General features: G+C 63.2%; 9 protein-coding genes. 5 read left to right on the plus strand and 4 right to left on the minus strand.

Annotation, left to right across the window (positions count from 1 at the left end):
• The coding region (locus ACFCU0_RS10505) for an OmpA family protein (protein ID WP_434973623.1) at positions 1-642 on the plus strand (642 nt) is incomplete at its 5' end.
• A gap of 288 nt (positions 643-930) precedes the next feature.
• Here the strand turns inward: ACFCU0_RS10505 and ACFCU0_RS10510 are convergent.
• The 4 genes from ACFCU0_RS10510 to ACFCU0_RS10525 form a co-directional block, all read right to left on the minus strand.
• Positions 931-1,344, minus strand: coding sequence for a type II toxin-antitoxin system VapC family toxin (locus ACFCU0_RS10510; RefSeq protein ID WP_434973624.1), 414 nt, complete (start codon positions 1,342-1,344; stop codon positions 931-933).
• Between the two features lie 5 nt (positions 1,345-1,349).
• Positions 1,350-1,676 (minus strand): DUF6364 family protein, encoded by a 327-nt coding sequence (locus ACFCU0_RS10515; RefSeq protein ID WP_434973625.1) that lies wholly within the window; start codon positions 1,674-1,676, stop codon positions 1,350-1,352.
• Positions 1,677-1,763: 87 nt separating this feature from the next.
• Positions 1,764-2,951, minus strand: a complete 1,188-nt coding sequence (kbl, locus tag ACFCU0_RS10520; RefSeq protein ID WP_434973626.1) for a glycine C-acetyltransferase — start codon at positions 2,949-2,951, stop codon at positions 1,764-1,766.
• A gap of 106 nt (positions 2,952-3,057) precedes the next feature.
• Positions 3,058-4,074, minus strand: a complete 1,017-nt coding sequence (locus ACFCU0_RS10525) for an NAD-dependent epimerase/dehydratase family protein (protein ID WP_434973627.1) — start codon at positions 4,072-4,074, stop codon at positions 3,058-3,060.
• 393 nt (positions 4,075-4,467) lie between these two features.
• Here ACFCU0_RS10525 and ACFCU0_RS10530 point away from each other — a divergent pair, with 393 nt between their 5' ends.
• The 4 genes from ACFCU0_RS10530 (at position 4,468) to ACFCU0_RS10545 (ending at position 15,437) form a co-directional block, all read left to right on the plus strand.
• Positions 4,468-4,962: an Lrp/AsnC family transcriptional regulator gene (locus tag ACFCU0_RS10530; protein ID WP_434973628.1), complete on the plus strand. Its 495-nt coding sequence runs from the start codon at positions 4,468-4,470 to the stop codon at positions 4,960-4,962.
• A gap of 78 nt (positions 4,963-5,040) precedes the next feature.
• Positions 5,041-6,381: a type I glutamate--ammonia ligase gene (gene glnA / locus ACFCU0_RS10535; RefSeq protein WP_434973629.1), complete on the plus strand. Its 1,341-nt coding sequence runs from the start codon at positions 5,041-5,043 to the stop codon at positions 6,379-6,381.
• Between the two features lie 770 nt (positions 6,382-7,151).
• Positions 7,152-13,760, plus strand: a complete 6,609-nt coding sequence (locus ACFCU0_RS10540) for a S8 family serine peptidase (RefSeq protein ID WP_434973630.1) — start codon at positions 7,152-7,154, stop codon at positions 13,758-13,760.
• 129 nt (positions 13,761-13,889) lie between these two features.
• Positions 13,890-15,437 carry a lamin tail domain-containing protein gene (locus tag ACFCU0_RS10545; protein ID WP_434973631.1) on the plus strand — a complete coding sequence of 516 codons (1,548 nt, stop codon included), beginning with the start codon at positions 13,890-13,892 and terminating at the stop codon, positions 15,435-15,437.
• Positions 15,438-15,952 lie beyond the last annotated feature (515 nt).

Raw genomic sequence — 15,952 nt, forward strand, 5'->3', positions numbered from 1 at the left:
AACTACGAGTTAATGCACATCGAGCAGCGGGGGACGCGGATTTACGGATGCTACGATTTCCGCGGTGGGACGCTCGTCGGCAGTATTGACGGAGCGGTCGCGCAGTTCGAGTGGCGCCATGATGTCGGAGGAGACATCGGAACGGCCATCATGGTTCTCTCGCAATCCGGGGACGCGCTGAATGGTGTCTGGTATCAGAATGGAGAATACCGTGGGCTGTGGGTTGGAACTCGGAACGACGGGGCAAATCAACCCGACTGCACGGTTCCAACCGAAGGAGCCATCACGCAGTCGCTATCAGACCGAAAACGAGCCATCGCGTATGGCATCCGGTTCGATGTCGACTCCGCGCAGCTACGTGCAGGTTCAGCGACCGTTCTTCGCGAGGTTCTGTCGCTCTTGAACGAGCAGCCGGACCTTCGCCTGGTCATCGAAGGCCATACCGACGCCGTGGGGGCCGAAGCGTACAACGAGACGCTTTCTCAGAGGCGCGCCCAGTCGGTGGTTCGTTGGCTGACCGAACGCGGCATTGATGCCGACCGGTTGAAAGCGGTCGGCTACGGCGAGAGCCGGCCGGTTTCGACGAACGAGTCGTCTCAGGGCCGTGCGCTAAACCGCCGCGTCGAGCTCGTGCGAAACTGAGTTGCCGGCGGTGCGCCTGCTCGAGTACATTCTGTTGAACCACTACGCGAGCACGCCGTGCGACACGGTTTGCTTCCATGCCCACTCCAGGAAGCACTACCTCACTACGTTCATGGCGTAGCAAGCCGCTGAGAAGGTGCTGAAAGCCTTCCTTGTTCACCACCATTAAGATCCGCCGCGCACACACGATTTGATGGTGCTCCTGACCTGATGCGTGGAGATTAACGCGGCGCTCTCCGATTTAGAGGACGACTGTCGCCGCTTGACGTTCTATGCCGGTAGTGCCCCCTACGCCGCCAGCATCCGGATTAAATCCATCGGATGATAGGGCCTCAGATCGGTTTCTGAAAAATCGGCGTCGTTGCGTGTCACAACCGCTGAGGCTCCGGCCGTCGCCCCGGCTGCTGCGAGATAGGCATCTTCAAAATCACGCGTCCCCGGCGACTGCAGGGCCTGGAGGAGCACCGAGCGTCCCATCGGCACCGCGTCCATCACGTCGGCCAGTAGTTGAAACAAACCCCGCGGGTCCACCCGCTCTTTCTCGTACGCCACGTACCAGCACGTCGCAATCGAGATGGGGGCGTACAGTCCGCGGATGTCACCTCGCTCGGCCGCTGCGATGAGACGAACCGCCGCGCCGTGATAGGATCGGGTAGCGACGGCCGCGTCGATGAGCACATTTGTGTCGAACAGGATCGTCATCTCCGCTACGCGTGCTTCTCGTGGGCAGCATCGATCCAGACACGCGTGTCGTCGTCCAGATCGAGCGGCTCGTCGACCGGATTCACGTCTTGAAGCATGCGACGCGTACGGGGCGGCAGGTCCTCGGGAACGATATTGAGATCGTCCGCTTCGAGGGCGCCTTTTTCAGACGCCCCCGTTCGCTCGCCGGTGCCCTCCGCCGGATCTTGCCGAAGCAAGAGGCGAAAGTAATCTTCAACGATCCTGGAGACAGAGGTGCCCCGGCGCGTGGCGAGGCGCTTCGCCTGTTCTTTGACCTCATCGTCGAGACGCAGGGTAAGTTTGGACTTCATGCCAGGCTCTGATGTACGTCGTCGTTACTGTTTGTGTGACGTACACGGTGCAGAAACGCCCAGTTCCTCCGTGCGGTTCACGCGCCTTCAAGTCACCCCGTGCTCCGTGGCGACCTCCGTAAACGCGTCGATGGCGCGGTCGAGCTGGTCTCGCGAGTGCGCGGCAGACATCTGGACGCGGATGCGGGCTTCGCCTTTCGGGACGACCGGGTAGCTGAAGCTGATTACGTAGATCCCGCGCTCCAGCAGTTCGTCGGCGATCGTGGCGCTGGTCTGCGCGTCGTACAGCATGATCGGGACGATCGGGTGGTCGCCGGGCTTGATGTCGAAGCCGCGCTCTTCCATTTCGCTGCGGAAGTAGCGGGCGTTCTTCCAGATCCGTTCGCGCCGCTCCTCGCTTTCCTGCAGCATCTCCAGCACCTTCAGGCTGGCGTTCGCGATCATCGGGGCGACCGCGTTCGAGAACAGGTACGGGCGCGACTTCTGCCGCAGCAGCTCAACGATCTCACCGCTACCGGTCGTGAAGCCGCCGGTTGCCCCGCCGAGAGCCTTGCCGAGGGTTGACGTGATGACGTCGACACGGTCCAGCGCCCCCTTCGACTCCGCGGCTCCGCGGCCCCCGTCGCCCATGAAGCCCGTCGCGTGGCACTCGTCGACCATCACCAGGGCGTCGTACTCTTCCGCCAGGTCGCAAATCTCGTCCAGCTTCGCCACGTCGCCATCCATCGAGAAGACGCCGTCGGTGGCAATCATACGGACCCGGGCGTCCTGCGCCTCCTGAAGCTGGCCCTCCAGGTCGTCCATGTCGCTGTGCTCGTAGACGTACCGATCCGCCTTGCAGAGACGGATGCCGTCGATGATGGACGCGTGGTTGAGTCGGTCGGAAATGATGGCGTCCTCCGCGCCCAGGATGGTTTCGAAAAGGCCCGTGTTGGCGTCGAAGCACGAGTTGTAGAGGATGGTGTCCTCTTTCTCGTGAAACGCCGAGAGCTCATCTTCGAGCTGCTTGTGGACGGTCTGCGTACCGCAGATGAAGCGGACGCTGGCGACGCCGAAGCCGTACTCGTCGACCCCGTCTTTCGCTGCCTTCATCACGTCGGGATGGTTCGCCAGGCCGAGGTAGTTGTTCGCGCAAAAGTTGACGACGTGCTGGCCGGATGCGACCTCGATGTCGGCATCCTGCTGGGACGTGATGACGCGCTCCTCTTTGTACAGCCCGGCGTCCCGGATCTCCTGCAACTCGTTCTGAAAGGCGGCGGTGGCGGACTCAGGCATGGCAGTGTGGTCAGTTCAACGTTCAGAGTTCAAAGTTCAGGGTTCAACGCCCCAACGAACACACGCTCCAACGGAAAAACGCATCAACGCCCAAACGTACCAACGCCTACCGTTCGACCGATTCGGCGTCTTCGGGGAGGGTTTCGCGGAGGTGATCCAGCATATCCGCCGTCATCGCCTCGAGGTCGTAATCCGGACGCCAGTTCCAGTCCCGGCGGGCGGTGGCATCATCGATCGTTGCGGGCCAGGCGTCGGCGATCTCCTGGCGGCTGTCGGGCTCGAAGCTGCACGTAAACGCCGGCAGGTGCTCGCGGATGGCGTCGGCGAGTTCCCCAGCGGCAAAGCTCATGGCCGTGATGTTGTAGCTGTCTCGCACCGTGACGTCGCTGGCATCAGCGCGCATGAGGTCAAGCGTCGCCCGGATGGCGTCGGGCATGTACATCATGGGAAGACGGGTGTCCTCGCGGACGAAGCACGTATACGACCCGGACCGGAGCGCCTCATAGTACATGTCGACGGCGTAATCCGTGGTGCCACCGCCGGGGAGCGTGGCGTAGCTGATGAGCCCGGGGTAGCGGAGACTGCGGACGTCCACGTCGTAGCGCTGGTGGTAGTACTGGCACAGGAGCTCGCCGCTGCGCTTCGTGACGCCATACATCGTCGACGGATTCAGCACGGTATTCTGCGGCGTGTTCTCCCGCGGGGTTGCCGGCCCGAAGACGGCGATGGAGCTCGGCCAGAATACCTGCATCCCGTGCTCGCGGGCAAGGTCCAGGACATGCTTCAGGCCGTTGATATTGACATCCCACGTCCGGTCCGGCACCTTCTCTCCGTTGGCGGAAAGCAGGCTCGCCAGGTGGTAGACCGTTTTTACATCGTAGCGCTCGATCGCTGAGGCGAGCGCATCGCGGTCGCGGACGTCGGCCACCACGAACGGCGCGTCGTCTGACGGTCTGGAGGCCTGGCCGTTGGCCGAGGGCGGACCCGGCGTGGCGGCCGTGTCTGACGAGGGGCGGCGGAGGTCGAGGCCGACGACGTGCGCGTTACCGCGACGGGCACGCAGCGTCTCAACGAGGTCGCTGCCGATCTGGCCGTTGGCACCGGTGACCAGGATGGAAGACATGGCGACGGGGTTCGGTAAACAGGACGATGAGCATCGGCACGCGGTCGAATGCCCCCGGGTGGGCGAACTGCGGGGGTCACTGCGCCCGTCTGGTACAACCGTTTTGCTGCTCCGGTTTGTGCGGACGTGCCGAAGTCTGTGTCAATACAATAGGTACGACGCACGTAGTGGTGCGTTCGGAACCGCTTCCGAAGATTCGGGGAAAGGCTGGTCAGGGCATACGTCGGCGGGCGAAGGGCGAAATGCGGCCGCCTGTCGCGGCGCGAACGGTTCAACGTCGACAACGAGAGTTTCACGCCGATTACAAAATATTTTAGGCTCTAGCCTTGAAAAACCAAATTATGCGGCTGTATATTCAGCGATGACCAAAATAATTAAAGACGTGGGCTCAACGTGGCGAATCGCATTGACGACATTGACGCGACCATTCTGGAACTGCTGCAGGAGCGCGGCCGGATGAAGCGGAGCGCCGTGGCGGATGTTGTCGGCCTGTCGGTGTCTGCCGTCAGCGAGCGGATGCGGAAGCTGGAAGAGCGCGGTGTGCTGGAGAGCTATCACGCCATCGTGAACCCGAAGCGTCTGCATTTCGACATCACAGCCATCATCCGCGTCTCCGTCGACGGCTCGGAGCACTACCCGGCCTTCGTCGAGCGGGCGACGTCCATGGACGAGGTGCTGGAGCTGCATTCCATCACCGGAGACGGTTCCCACGTCATGAAGGTGCGCACGAAGAACACGACGAGCCTCGAACGTTTTCTGTCGCGCGTGCAGGGAATAGCCGGTGTGAGCAGCACCAGCACGAGCATCGTCCTCAGCACCTTCAAGGAAACGCGTGCCCTTCCGACCGAGCCTACGGCGCTGTTCGATCACGACGATGACGCGCAATGAGCATTCGTCGCGCTGCGGACGGCACCATCCCAGAAGTTTCGTGACCCACTACCCACCATCAACGACGATTCATCTTCCATGCCAACCAACGACGAAATCCTTTCTCTGATCGAGGAGGAAGGCGTAGACTTCCTGCGCCTTCAGTTTACCGACATCCTCGGAACCGTTAAAAACGTCTCGATCCCGGCGCACCAGGCGGCCAAGGCGTTCGAAGAGGGCATTTACTTCGACGGTTCATCCATCGAGGGCTTCGTTCGGATTCAGGAGTCGGACATGCGTTTGAATCCGGATCCCGACACGTTCGCCATCCTGCCGTGGCGCAGCCGCCGGGAGGACTCGACCGTGTCGGCCCGCCTGATCTGCGACGTCATCAACACCAGTACCGGCAAGCCTTTTGAAGGCGACCCGCGACACGTGCTGAAACGCGCCATTGCCCGGGCAGAGGACATGGGCTACGAGATGAACGCCGGCCCGGAGCCCGAATTTTTCGTTTTCGAGAAGGACGAGAAAGGTCGCGCGACAACGGAAACGCACGATCACGGCGGCTACTTCGACCTCGGACCGAAGGACCTCGCCCAGGAAATCCGGGCAGAGATCATCTACATGCTGGAGGCGATGGGCTTTGAAGTGGAAGCCTCCCACCACGAGGTGGCGCCCGGCCAGCATGAGATCGACTTCAAGTATGCCGATGCCCTCACGACAGCGGACAACATCGCGACCTTCCGGTCGGTCGTTCGCGCGGTCGCGGAGCTGCACGGCGTCCACGCGACGTTCATGCCGAAGCCCATCTCCGGTATCAACGGCTCGGGCATGCACACGCACATTTCGCTGTTCGGCGAAGACGGCAACGCTTTCCATGAGGAAAGTGATGAGTTCGGCCTGAGCGAGACGGCCTACCAGTTCCTCGCCGGCGTCCTGGAGCACGCGCCTGCGATCACGGCGATCTGCAACCCGACCGTGAACTCTTACAAACGACTCGTCCCCGGATACGAAGCGCCGATTTATGTGGCGTGGAGCGACGTCAACCGGTCCGCCCTTGTTCGGAAGCCTGCCGCCCGCGGGCCGAACGCATCGCGCATCGAGCTTCGCTCGCCCGATCCATCATGCAACCCGTACCTCGCCCTGGCGGTCATGCTGCACGCCGGCCTGGACGGCATCGAGAAGGGACTCAACTGCCCGGACCCGGTTCGGGAGAACATCTATGAGTTCACCGAGCAGGACCGCATCGACCGCGGCATCGAGACGCTCCCCAGTACGCTCGGCCAGGCGCTCACCGCTTTGAATGCCGACGATGTGATTCTGGACGCGCTCGGCCCGCACATCGCCAGCAAGTTTACCGAGGCGAAGACGCACGAGTACACCGATTTCCTCGCCTCCGTCTCGCAGTGGGAGCTGGATCGGTATCTCGAGACCTTCTAACCGGTTGCACTCACCCATCATGATCCGGCCCACGGCCGGGCCATTTCGCCGGCGTCTCCCCGTATGGAGGCGCCGGCGTTCGTTATGTACCGTCATCTGACGGATGCAGACGACCCGCCGATGCCGCAGGACCCGCCCGGTGCGTCGGCCGCGAAACGAGACGCGACTGGCACACGACATTTCCCGTCGCTGCCTGTCCGTGGCATTTTGTGGTAACAACTTCTGTGTTTAAATAATTATCCAAACGTCTGGATCGAAGACGCATACGCCGATGGATTGTAATACATGATCCAGGGCTTGTTCGCGCGCAAGCCTTTCGCCCGTTTCGCATCTACTTGTGCAGTAAACGTCCGTAACCGGACCGTTCGTCACATGGCGTTCGTCCTTTCGGGCTTTGTCTAAACCCATGCGAAACAATAGGATGTGGTGAGTTCTATTCGCGGCGTTTACGAAGGTATATTCGCTCCCGTTCGTTTGATTTTCATGTCGCCTTCCTGCTACTCTGGGTGTCGCGAGAACGCATGCCTGCTCAAATACGACACTTGAAGAGGCCAAATCTTGGCGTGTTTGAGAGGGTGGATCTGTTGCCCGTGGACCGTGTCGGTCCCCCACCTGGAAGGTCCCCGGGCGGCACCTCGTCCGTCGTGCCCTATATCCGTAGACCAGAGACCGTAGACATGAATGCATCTTGGTATTCACCCGAGGCACCATCGCACTCCGCCGCCGATCGCTCTCGGCGACCCGTGCTCACGACCCTTTTCGTCTTCTGCTTGGCCATCCTCTTTGCCGCTGCGCCGGCGCAGGCCCAGACCACCGGTACGCAGCTGAACGTGAAGCTGGACCGAGGCGCGATGGGCGGCATGAACGTGGCGCAGCAGGACGGCGTCGTTCAGACCGGCATCACGTCGATGGATCAGTTGCACCAGCAGTACGGCGTCGTCGAGATGCGCCGGATTTTCCGACCAGCCGGTAAGTTTGAGGAACGCCACCGCGCCTGGGGGCTCGATCGCTGGTACCGGATCGAGGTGCGACCCGGAACAGACGTCGAGGGCGCTGCGCGGGCGTACCTGGCGGACCCGGCCATCGAGGCTGCCTCGCCGGTGTACGAGAAGACGCTCCACGGCAAACCGACGTTCGACGTGTCCGCGATCAACGGCCCGACGCGCGAGGCGGCTGTTCGCATGGAGGCCGGATCCGCCATGCAGTTTGTCCCGGACGATCCCCTGTACGGGAGTCAGTGGCACTACGACAACACAGGGCAGACCAACATCCCGGAGGACGGGGAAACCGGGACGCCGAACGTCGACGTGAACCTCCCGGAGGCGCATGATATTCAGACGGGAAGCTCCGAGGTCATCGTCTCCATCGTGGACTCGGGACTCGACCTGGATCACCCGGACTTCCAGGGCGCGCTCTGGATCAACGAGGGTGAGGACATCAACGGAAACGGCGTTTTCGACCGGACGCCCGCCTCGGAAGGGGGCGACTTGAACGGGGTCGACGACGACGGCAACGGGTACGTCGATGATGTCGTCGGGTACGACTTCGCCGATGACGATCCGATTCCGGACACGTTCGACCCGTCCGTGATCGACAACTCGCACGGAACCCACGTCGCGGGAACCGTCGCCGCACGCAACAACAACGGCACCGGCGTGGCCGGTGTAGCCGGTGGTGACGGCACGCCGGAGAGCGGTGTCCGCCTCATGATCACGCAGACGTTCTCCTCCACGGTCGACGGATTTGCTGAAGCCGTCGTGTACGCCGCTGACAACGGCGCTGTGATCTCGAACAACTCATGGGGCTACACCTCGCCTGGCGTCTTCGAGCAGCCGGTGCTCGACGCGATCGACTACTTCAATGCGAACGCCGGCGGACCCGATGCGCCGATCGACGGTGGAATCTACGTCACGTCCGCGGGCAACTCCAACAGCTCGGCCGATTACTATCCCGGCTTCTACGAGGGCTCGTTCAACGTCTCGTCGACCGAAGACACCGACACCAAGTCGTCCTTCTCCAACTACGGGGAGCACGTGGACGTCGCAGCACCGGGCGGGCAGTTCGGGATCGACGGCGTGATCAGCACCCTCCACACGTCGCAGCTGGGCGGCTACGGGTCGTTCTCCGGAACCTCCATGGCTGCGCCGCACATCGCGGGAGCCGCTGGTCTCATCGCCTCGGAGATGCCGGGCATGAGCGCAGACGTGGTCAAGGCCCTCCTCGCCAACTCCGGCGTGGACGTCAGCGACCTGAACCCGGGCTTCCTCCTCGGTCGCCGGCTTGATGCCTTCAACGCGCTGCAGGGACCGGACGAGGTCGCTCCGGCGGCCATCACGGACCTCGCGATTGAGACGCCCGCCATGCAGGCGATCGGCACGAGCATTACGCTGACCTGGACGGCGCCGGGCGACGATGGCGACACGGGCACAGCGGAGAGCTACGACCTGCGCTACAGCGAGACCGGCCCGATTACGGAGGCGACGTTCGCGGATGCCATACCGGTCGACGGCGTTCCCGCCCCGGCCGAAGCCGGCACCGCGGAGAGCTTCACGGTCGAGGGCCTGCCCTTCGATACCGAACTGTGGTTTGCCATCCGGGCGTCGGACGAGTTTCTGAACACCTCGCCGGTCTCCAACTCGCCATCTCTCGTGACGGAGCAAGGGCCCGAGTTCTCCGTCTCGACGGACTCGGTCGGGACCTCGCTCCTGATCGGCGATACGGGCACGGCGTCCTTCTCCGTGACCAACGACGGAACGGAGGAGCTCGCGGTGGACTTCTTCGGCTTTGCCGCGCTCGAGCTGCTCAGTCAACCCGGCATCGAAACGAACAACGTATCCGCGCCCGTCCAGTCCACCGATCATGCGAAAGGCAGCGACGGCCTCGGCGGGGTCGGCTACCCCGTGCTTCTGGGCGCCGGCGGTCCGGATGACTTCGGCTACAACTGGATCGACAGCAACGAGGACGGCGGACCGGCTTTCGACTGGATCGACATCAGCGGGGATGGTACGCCAGTGTCCGCAGGTGATGAGACCGTTACGTCTGTGCCACTCCCGTTCAATTTCTCGTTCTACGGCGAGACATACTCCGACGTCGGGATTGGCTCGAACGGATACCTCATCTTCGATGGCTCGGCGTCGGAGTTTACCAACGCCACGATCCCGTCTCCCGCCGCCCCGAACGCGATCATCGCGCCCTTCTGGGATGACCTCGATCCGAGTTCCGCCGGGGCGATCTACACGCGGTACGACGAAGCCGAGGACCGCTTCATCGTGCAGTACGACGACGTGGCGAAGTTCTTTAGCACCAATCGCTACACGTTCCAGGTCATCTTGTATGCGGACGGCACCATCAAATTCCAGTACGAAACGATGGATCCGGCCGATAGCGCCACGATCGGTGTCGAAAATGCCACCGGCTCGGACGGGCTGCAGGTTGTGTTCAACGCACCGTATGCGGAGGACGGACTCGCGGTCGCCATTCAGACGGCCCCGCAATACCTGACGCTTTCGCCTACGTCTGCGTCGCTCTCCGGTGGTGCCAGCGAGACGTTCACCGTCGGGTTTGACGCCACGGACCTGGATCAGGGCCTGTACGACTACACGCTGCGCGGGTCGGCCGCGAATGCATCATCGAGTGCGTCGGTTGCCATCCAGACCGGTCTCGATGTGACGGGTGCGCCGTATCCGCTCGAGCTCTCGCTGACCGAGATCGATGAGGCGCTCAACGCCGACGAATCGGTCGAGCGTACGCTGACGGTGAGCAACCCGACGATGCGAGAGCAGAACTTCCGCGTCGAACTCCGCGGCATGTCGGGGATCGCCCCGACGTACGAGCCGCGGCTCAAGGGGGAGCAGCGGCTGAAGTACGACCGCATGGCGGAGTCGCTCAAGAAACTCGCCGGAACGAGCCGGCCGGAGCTCGGCGCCAATGCATCCGGCGGCGATGCCCCTGCCTTCGACTTCCTGCCGGAGCCGATGGCCGAACTTAATCTCGATGCCTTCAGCTCGTCCGTGTTCGGCACGCTCGCCGACCAGTTCGTTCGGTTCGACCTCGGAGATCCCGAGTCGCTGTTCGCGCTGGATAGCTCGCCCACGATTTTCGCCGGCGACTTTGCGGTGGGACAACAGGATCGGTTCTACGTGATTACCAACGCCGATAACGCGTTCCACTCGATCACAACCGGAGGAAGCATCACGACCTTCGGAGAGTCCGTTCCGCAGACCAGCGGAGAAACCTGGACCGAGGTGGCGAGCAACCCGGTCGACGGGACGCTATACGGTTCGACGAGCGACGGCAGCGCATCCTACCTGTACACCATCGATCCGACGTCCGGCGCGGCAACGCGAGTGGCTGAAATCGAGGGCGCGCCAATCGTCATTAGCATCGCCGTCGACGACTTCGGGCGCATGTACGGCCTGGAAATCGGGTCGGACGTGCTCCTCGAAATTGACCCTGAGACGGGGGAGACGGAGACGATCGGTTCGGTCGGGTTCGATGCCAACTTCGCACAGGGAATGGACTTCGACCTCGCGACGGGTCGCCTGTATATGGCGGCATATAACAATGCCGGGGGCGGCCGCGGAGAGCTCCGCATTGCAGACCGCGAGACGGGGGCGACCACGCTGGTCGGCCTTCTCGGCGGAGGGGACGAGCTCGGCTACCTCGCGCTGAACAGCGTCGGGTTTGTTCGCTCGAACCTGCTGGCCGGGACGATCGCGCCGCAGAACAGCGTCGATCTCGATTTAGTGATTACGGCCGAAGGGCTGTATGAAGGGACCTACACCGGCGAACTGGCCGTGATCTCTGACGTCCCGGGTGAGCCCGCCGAGGAGGTGATGGTCACCCTTGAGGTGGATGCCGAAGGCGCGCTCGCGCTCGATGTCGACGCGTTGACATATGACTCGCTGTTCATCGGGAACGATCAGACGCAGACCGTGCTGGTTTCGAATACCGGCCGCGCAGCGATCGACCTGGCGCTCTCGATTGACAACGGCGACTTTACCTTCGAGGAAAGCGGAGACGGCGCCTTTACCCTGCCCGCCGGCGTATCACGGGAGGTCGAGGTGACGTTTGCACCGTCCTCTGTCGGGACCATCACCGGAACGCTCACGGTCGACGGGGCTCCGGGTGGAGCGCAGACCGTGGCGTTGAGCGGTGAAGGTCTGCCCGCACCGGAGGTGGAACTGTCGCCCGCCGAGTTCGACCTGCAGGCCTATCCGGGTCAGACGTACACCCGGACGCTGACGATGTCGAACCCGGGCGGAAGTCCGCTCGAATACACCAGCTCGGAGACCGTGGTGTCTGACCCCGGTTCATCCGTGGCTCCGTCCGCTGTCTTCGTGAACGTGCTGATGGAGGAAGACTTCGACGACGGCATTCCGAGCGAATGGTCGGTCGTTGACAACACCGACGATGGCGTCGTGTGGCAGACGAACGACGACTGGGGCCGGGGCAACTTCGCCGGAACCGGTGGATCGGCCGCGGCTGACAGCGATGAGGCCGGGCCGGGCGTTCCGTACGACACGGAGCTCATTTCTCCTGAAATGACCGGCGTCGAGGGGATGTCCCTGCGCTTCCTCGTCAACTTCCAGGCGATCCCACCGGAGAACTTCTTCGACGTGGATGTCACGACCGACGGGGGAACGACGTGGACGAACGTGCTCCAGCTCGACGATGACACCCCGTCCGGCGGCCTGTTCGTAGAGAATGGCGGCGTGCAGCAGGTGATTCCTCTGGATGGGCAGGTGGCCGCCGGGGAGACCTTCCAGGTGCGCTTCCGCTACTACACGCCGGATCCGAGCCCGTGGGACTGGTACGCGCAGATCGACGACGTGCAGATCGCGCAGAGCTTCGAGTACGTGGCGTACGAGCCGGCTTCCGGCACCGTACAGCCCGGCGAGTCGCTCGACCTGACCTTCTCGATCGATGCGACCGGCCTGCCCGGCGGGACGTATGACGTCGAGTACACCTTCAACACGAACGCGCCGGAGACGCCGACCGCGACCGTTCCGTTTACCTTGAACGTCATCGAGTCGCTGGCCGTGACGCCCGACCCGCAGGTCGGGGACGATGGCATCGTGCACCCGAACGAGACGTTCACCGTCCCGGTGCTCGTTGAAAGCCTCGACGACCTGGCGGTCCAGGCCTACGAGATGACCCTCGCCTTTGACGGCGATGTCCTCGAGCCGGTCGCCGTGGAAACGGAGGGAACGCTGAGCGAGGGACTCACGCTCGTCTCGAACCTGGGTGATGACACCGTTCAGATCGCAGCCGCTGAAGATGCGGCGACGACGAGCGGAGGACCGACCCCGGTGCTCTTCGACATCGAGGGTGAAGGTACGCTCGTGAACGTGACGTTCCGGGCAGAAGAGGTGCTTAGCACCTCGGACATCACCGTGTCCGACGTTCGATTCAACGAGGGGCAGCCCGCCGCGACCGGGGGCAGCGCCTCCGTCGAGGTCGCGCCGCTGTACGGCGACGCGTCGCTGAATGTCTTCGTGAACGCGCAAGATGCAGCGATCGCGCTGCAGCACGCGGCCGGAATCGTGACGCTGGACGGCCCCGCCTTCATTTCGGCGGACGTGACCGGGGACGGAACGGTCGGTGCCTTCGATGCGGCGCTCATCCTGCAGTTCGCCAGCGAGATCATCACGTGCTTCCCGGTTGAGGAAGGATGCGAGACCTCGCCGGCCCTGGCTTCGAAGTCGGGTGGATCCGCGCCCGCCCTTGCCTGGGGCACGCCCGCATTCGACGCGGCGAAGAGTGAGTCCGGCGAGCAGCGCCTACGCCTGCCGCTCACGTTGGAGCAGGGATCGACACCCGTCTACGCCTTCCAGGTGGTGACGTCGATCGACGCATCGCTTGGGCTGGAGGCGGTGGAGTCGGCTCTCCCCGAGGGCTGGTCGCTCCTGCACAACGTCGGCGATGACGGACAGGTGACCCTGGCCGCTGCCGGCACGCGCCCGCTCCCGACAGGCACGGTTGCGCGTCTCGACCTCGCATGGACTCCGACGGACGATCCGATCGGCCTGATGGGGACAGCGGTGGTCAACGAAGCGTCGGCCAAGTCGATGACCCGCGCCGAGCTTACACCGCGACCGGAGGAGTTCGCCCTCAAGGGCAACTACCCGAACCCGTTCGCTACGGCGACGCAGATCGCGATGGACCTGCCGCAGGACGCGCGCATCGACGTGGAGGTGTACGACCTTCTCGGACGTCGCGTGCAGTCGATTCGCGGCACCTCGCTATCGGCCGGAAGTGACCGGACGATCCAGATTGACGGATCGCGCCTGTCGGCAGGCGTCTACTTCTACCGTCTCACCGTTCAGATGGGAGACAAGAAGCAGACCGATACCGGTCGGATGACCGTCGTGAGGTAACGTGTCAATCGGTCGACGTTGGCACCGCGGAGGGTTTGGAAGCTTGCTTCCGGACCCTCCGCTGATGCTGACAGGGGTTTGTGGCGCCACGTAGCACTTTCCCGATCCTTCCCGAACGCACTCCTGACCATGCGCTTTCGATACCGCATTTCCGCGCTCTGTGCCGCAGCATTCATGATGATCGTATGCTCGCATGCGGCCGTCGCTCAGGATTCGCCGCAGATTGCCCTGCCTGACCTGACGGGGGAGACGCCAGGCACGACCCTGACCGTGCCGATCGAACTGGAGTCTCCGCTTACTGCCGGCGACAATGTGATCAGCTATACGCTTAAAATCGACTACGATCCGGCGGTCATCGATATTACAGGGGTCGATGACAGTGGTACGCTGACGCAGGGATGGACCCCGAGCGTCAACAAACCGTCTGCCGGTCGAATCAACGCCACGGCCGCCAACACGCAGCCGATCGTTGCGAGTGGCGGGACGATCCTGAACCTGACGGTGACGATTCTCGGCTCGCCGGGGAGTACAGGCCTTTCGTTTACGGATGATTCGTCCCTTGGTGACTTCATGAATGGGATGGATCTCATTGCTGTGGACGGCAACGTCTCCGCTGGCAATGACCTCGTTATCACGGAGGTTCATGCCGATCCTGCGCCCGGTCCGGATGGCGACGCAAACAACGATGGCACCACGGACGACGGCGATCAGTTTATCGAAATCGTCAACACCGGGACCACCACGATCGACCTCGACGGGTACACACTGACGGACGGGGACGGCACGGTGCTCTACACGTTCGGGAGCGCGTCGCTGGATCCGAACCTGTCGGTGGTCGTCTTCGGCGGTGGGACGCCCACGGGGATCGACGGCCTCGTCTTCGTCGCGAGCGGCGGCCTGAGTCTCGATGGAGCAGGCGGGACGGTCGAACTCAACGATGGGGCGGGCGACCGGGTCGACGGCGCCACCTACGGTCCCGAGGCGAATGCCGATCAGTCGGTGACGCGGGCACCGGGACTCACGGATGGGTTCGAGCAGCATACGACGGTCGGGACGGGCGCCCGGTATTCGCCCGGCGCAACGCCGGACGGTACCGCGCTTCCCGTGGAACTGACGGGATTCACGGCGACCCCGGACGGCACGGACCTGCTCGTGGCGTGGTCGACGGCCAGTGAGACCCGGAACGCAGGCTTCGGGGTGGAACTGAGACGTGCAGAGGAGACATCAACTGGTGGATACGAAGAGGCCGCCTTCGTCAACGGGGCCGGTACAACCGCGCAACGGCAGGACTACCAGGTGCGCCTGCGCGATCTGACGCCGGGCAGCTACCTCGTGCGGCTGCGGCAGGTCGATGTGGACGGTTCGGCAACGTATTCCGCTCCCCAACGGACGGAAATTGCCTTCGGCGGTCGCTTTATTCACCGTCCGGCCTCGCCGAACCCCTTCCAGCATCGCGCCGCGTTTCAGCTGCAGGTGCGAGAGACGCAGCCCGTGCGCGTCGACCTGTACAGCGTACTCGGCCAGCACGTGCAAACCGTCTTCGCGGGTACCCTGCAGGGGGGAGCGTCTGCGACGACCATCGAGATCGACGGTCAGGGGCTGGCCAGCGGCCTGTATCTGTACCGCATCGTCGGGCGCACCTTTGAAACGACGGGACGACTGACGCGGGTGCGATGACGTGGCGCATTGCCGTCGCAGCCTGTCCCCCGGCATTCCTGTCTGCCTCTGGGAATCGTGAGATTCTGCATACGCATATCGCCGGAAAGGAACGGGGTTTACTTTTCCCCCGGGAGCAATTACTTTGCATTACGTTCATAAACGAACCTGGCGACCGGGCCCCTCCGCGATGCCCGCGCCGCACCAGTCCCCACCTTCACTCGCTGCTTGCCGCTTGCGCCAGTCGATCCTCCGGGTCGGCTGGCGTTTGGCGTTTTACCTGATAGCATACGTCGAAAGCTCTCGGAAAAGAAAAAGCGGCCGCCCCAGCAAAGGGACGGCCGCCATTGCTTTATTCACCTATTCACTCCGTGAGGAGCGGTGAGTGAGAAGCGGTGAGTGAGAAGCGGGTCCTAGTCGAGATAAAAGTCGTAGGAGCCGCTGCCACTGTAGGAGTAGACCTCCCAGTAGTAGTAGCCGGAGCTACCGCTGTACTCGATGTCTTCGTTCGAGTCGGCGGAGGTCGAGCTGGCGAC

Origin of the sequence: Longibacter sp. (assembly GCF_051155795.1) — a bacterium.
Classification (GTDB): domain Bacteria; phylum Bacteroidota; class Rhodothermia; order Rhodothermales; family Salinibacteraceae; genus Longibacter.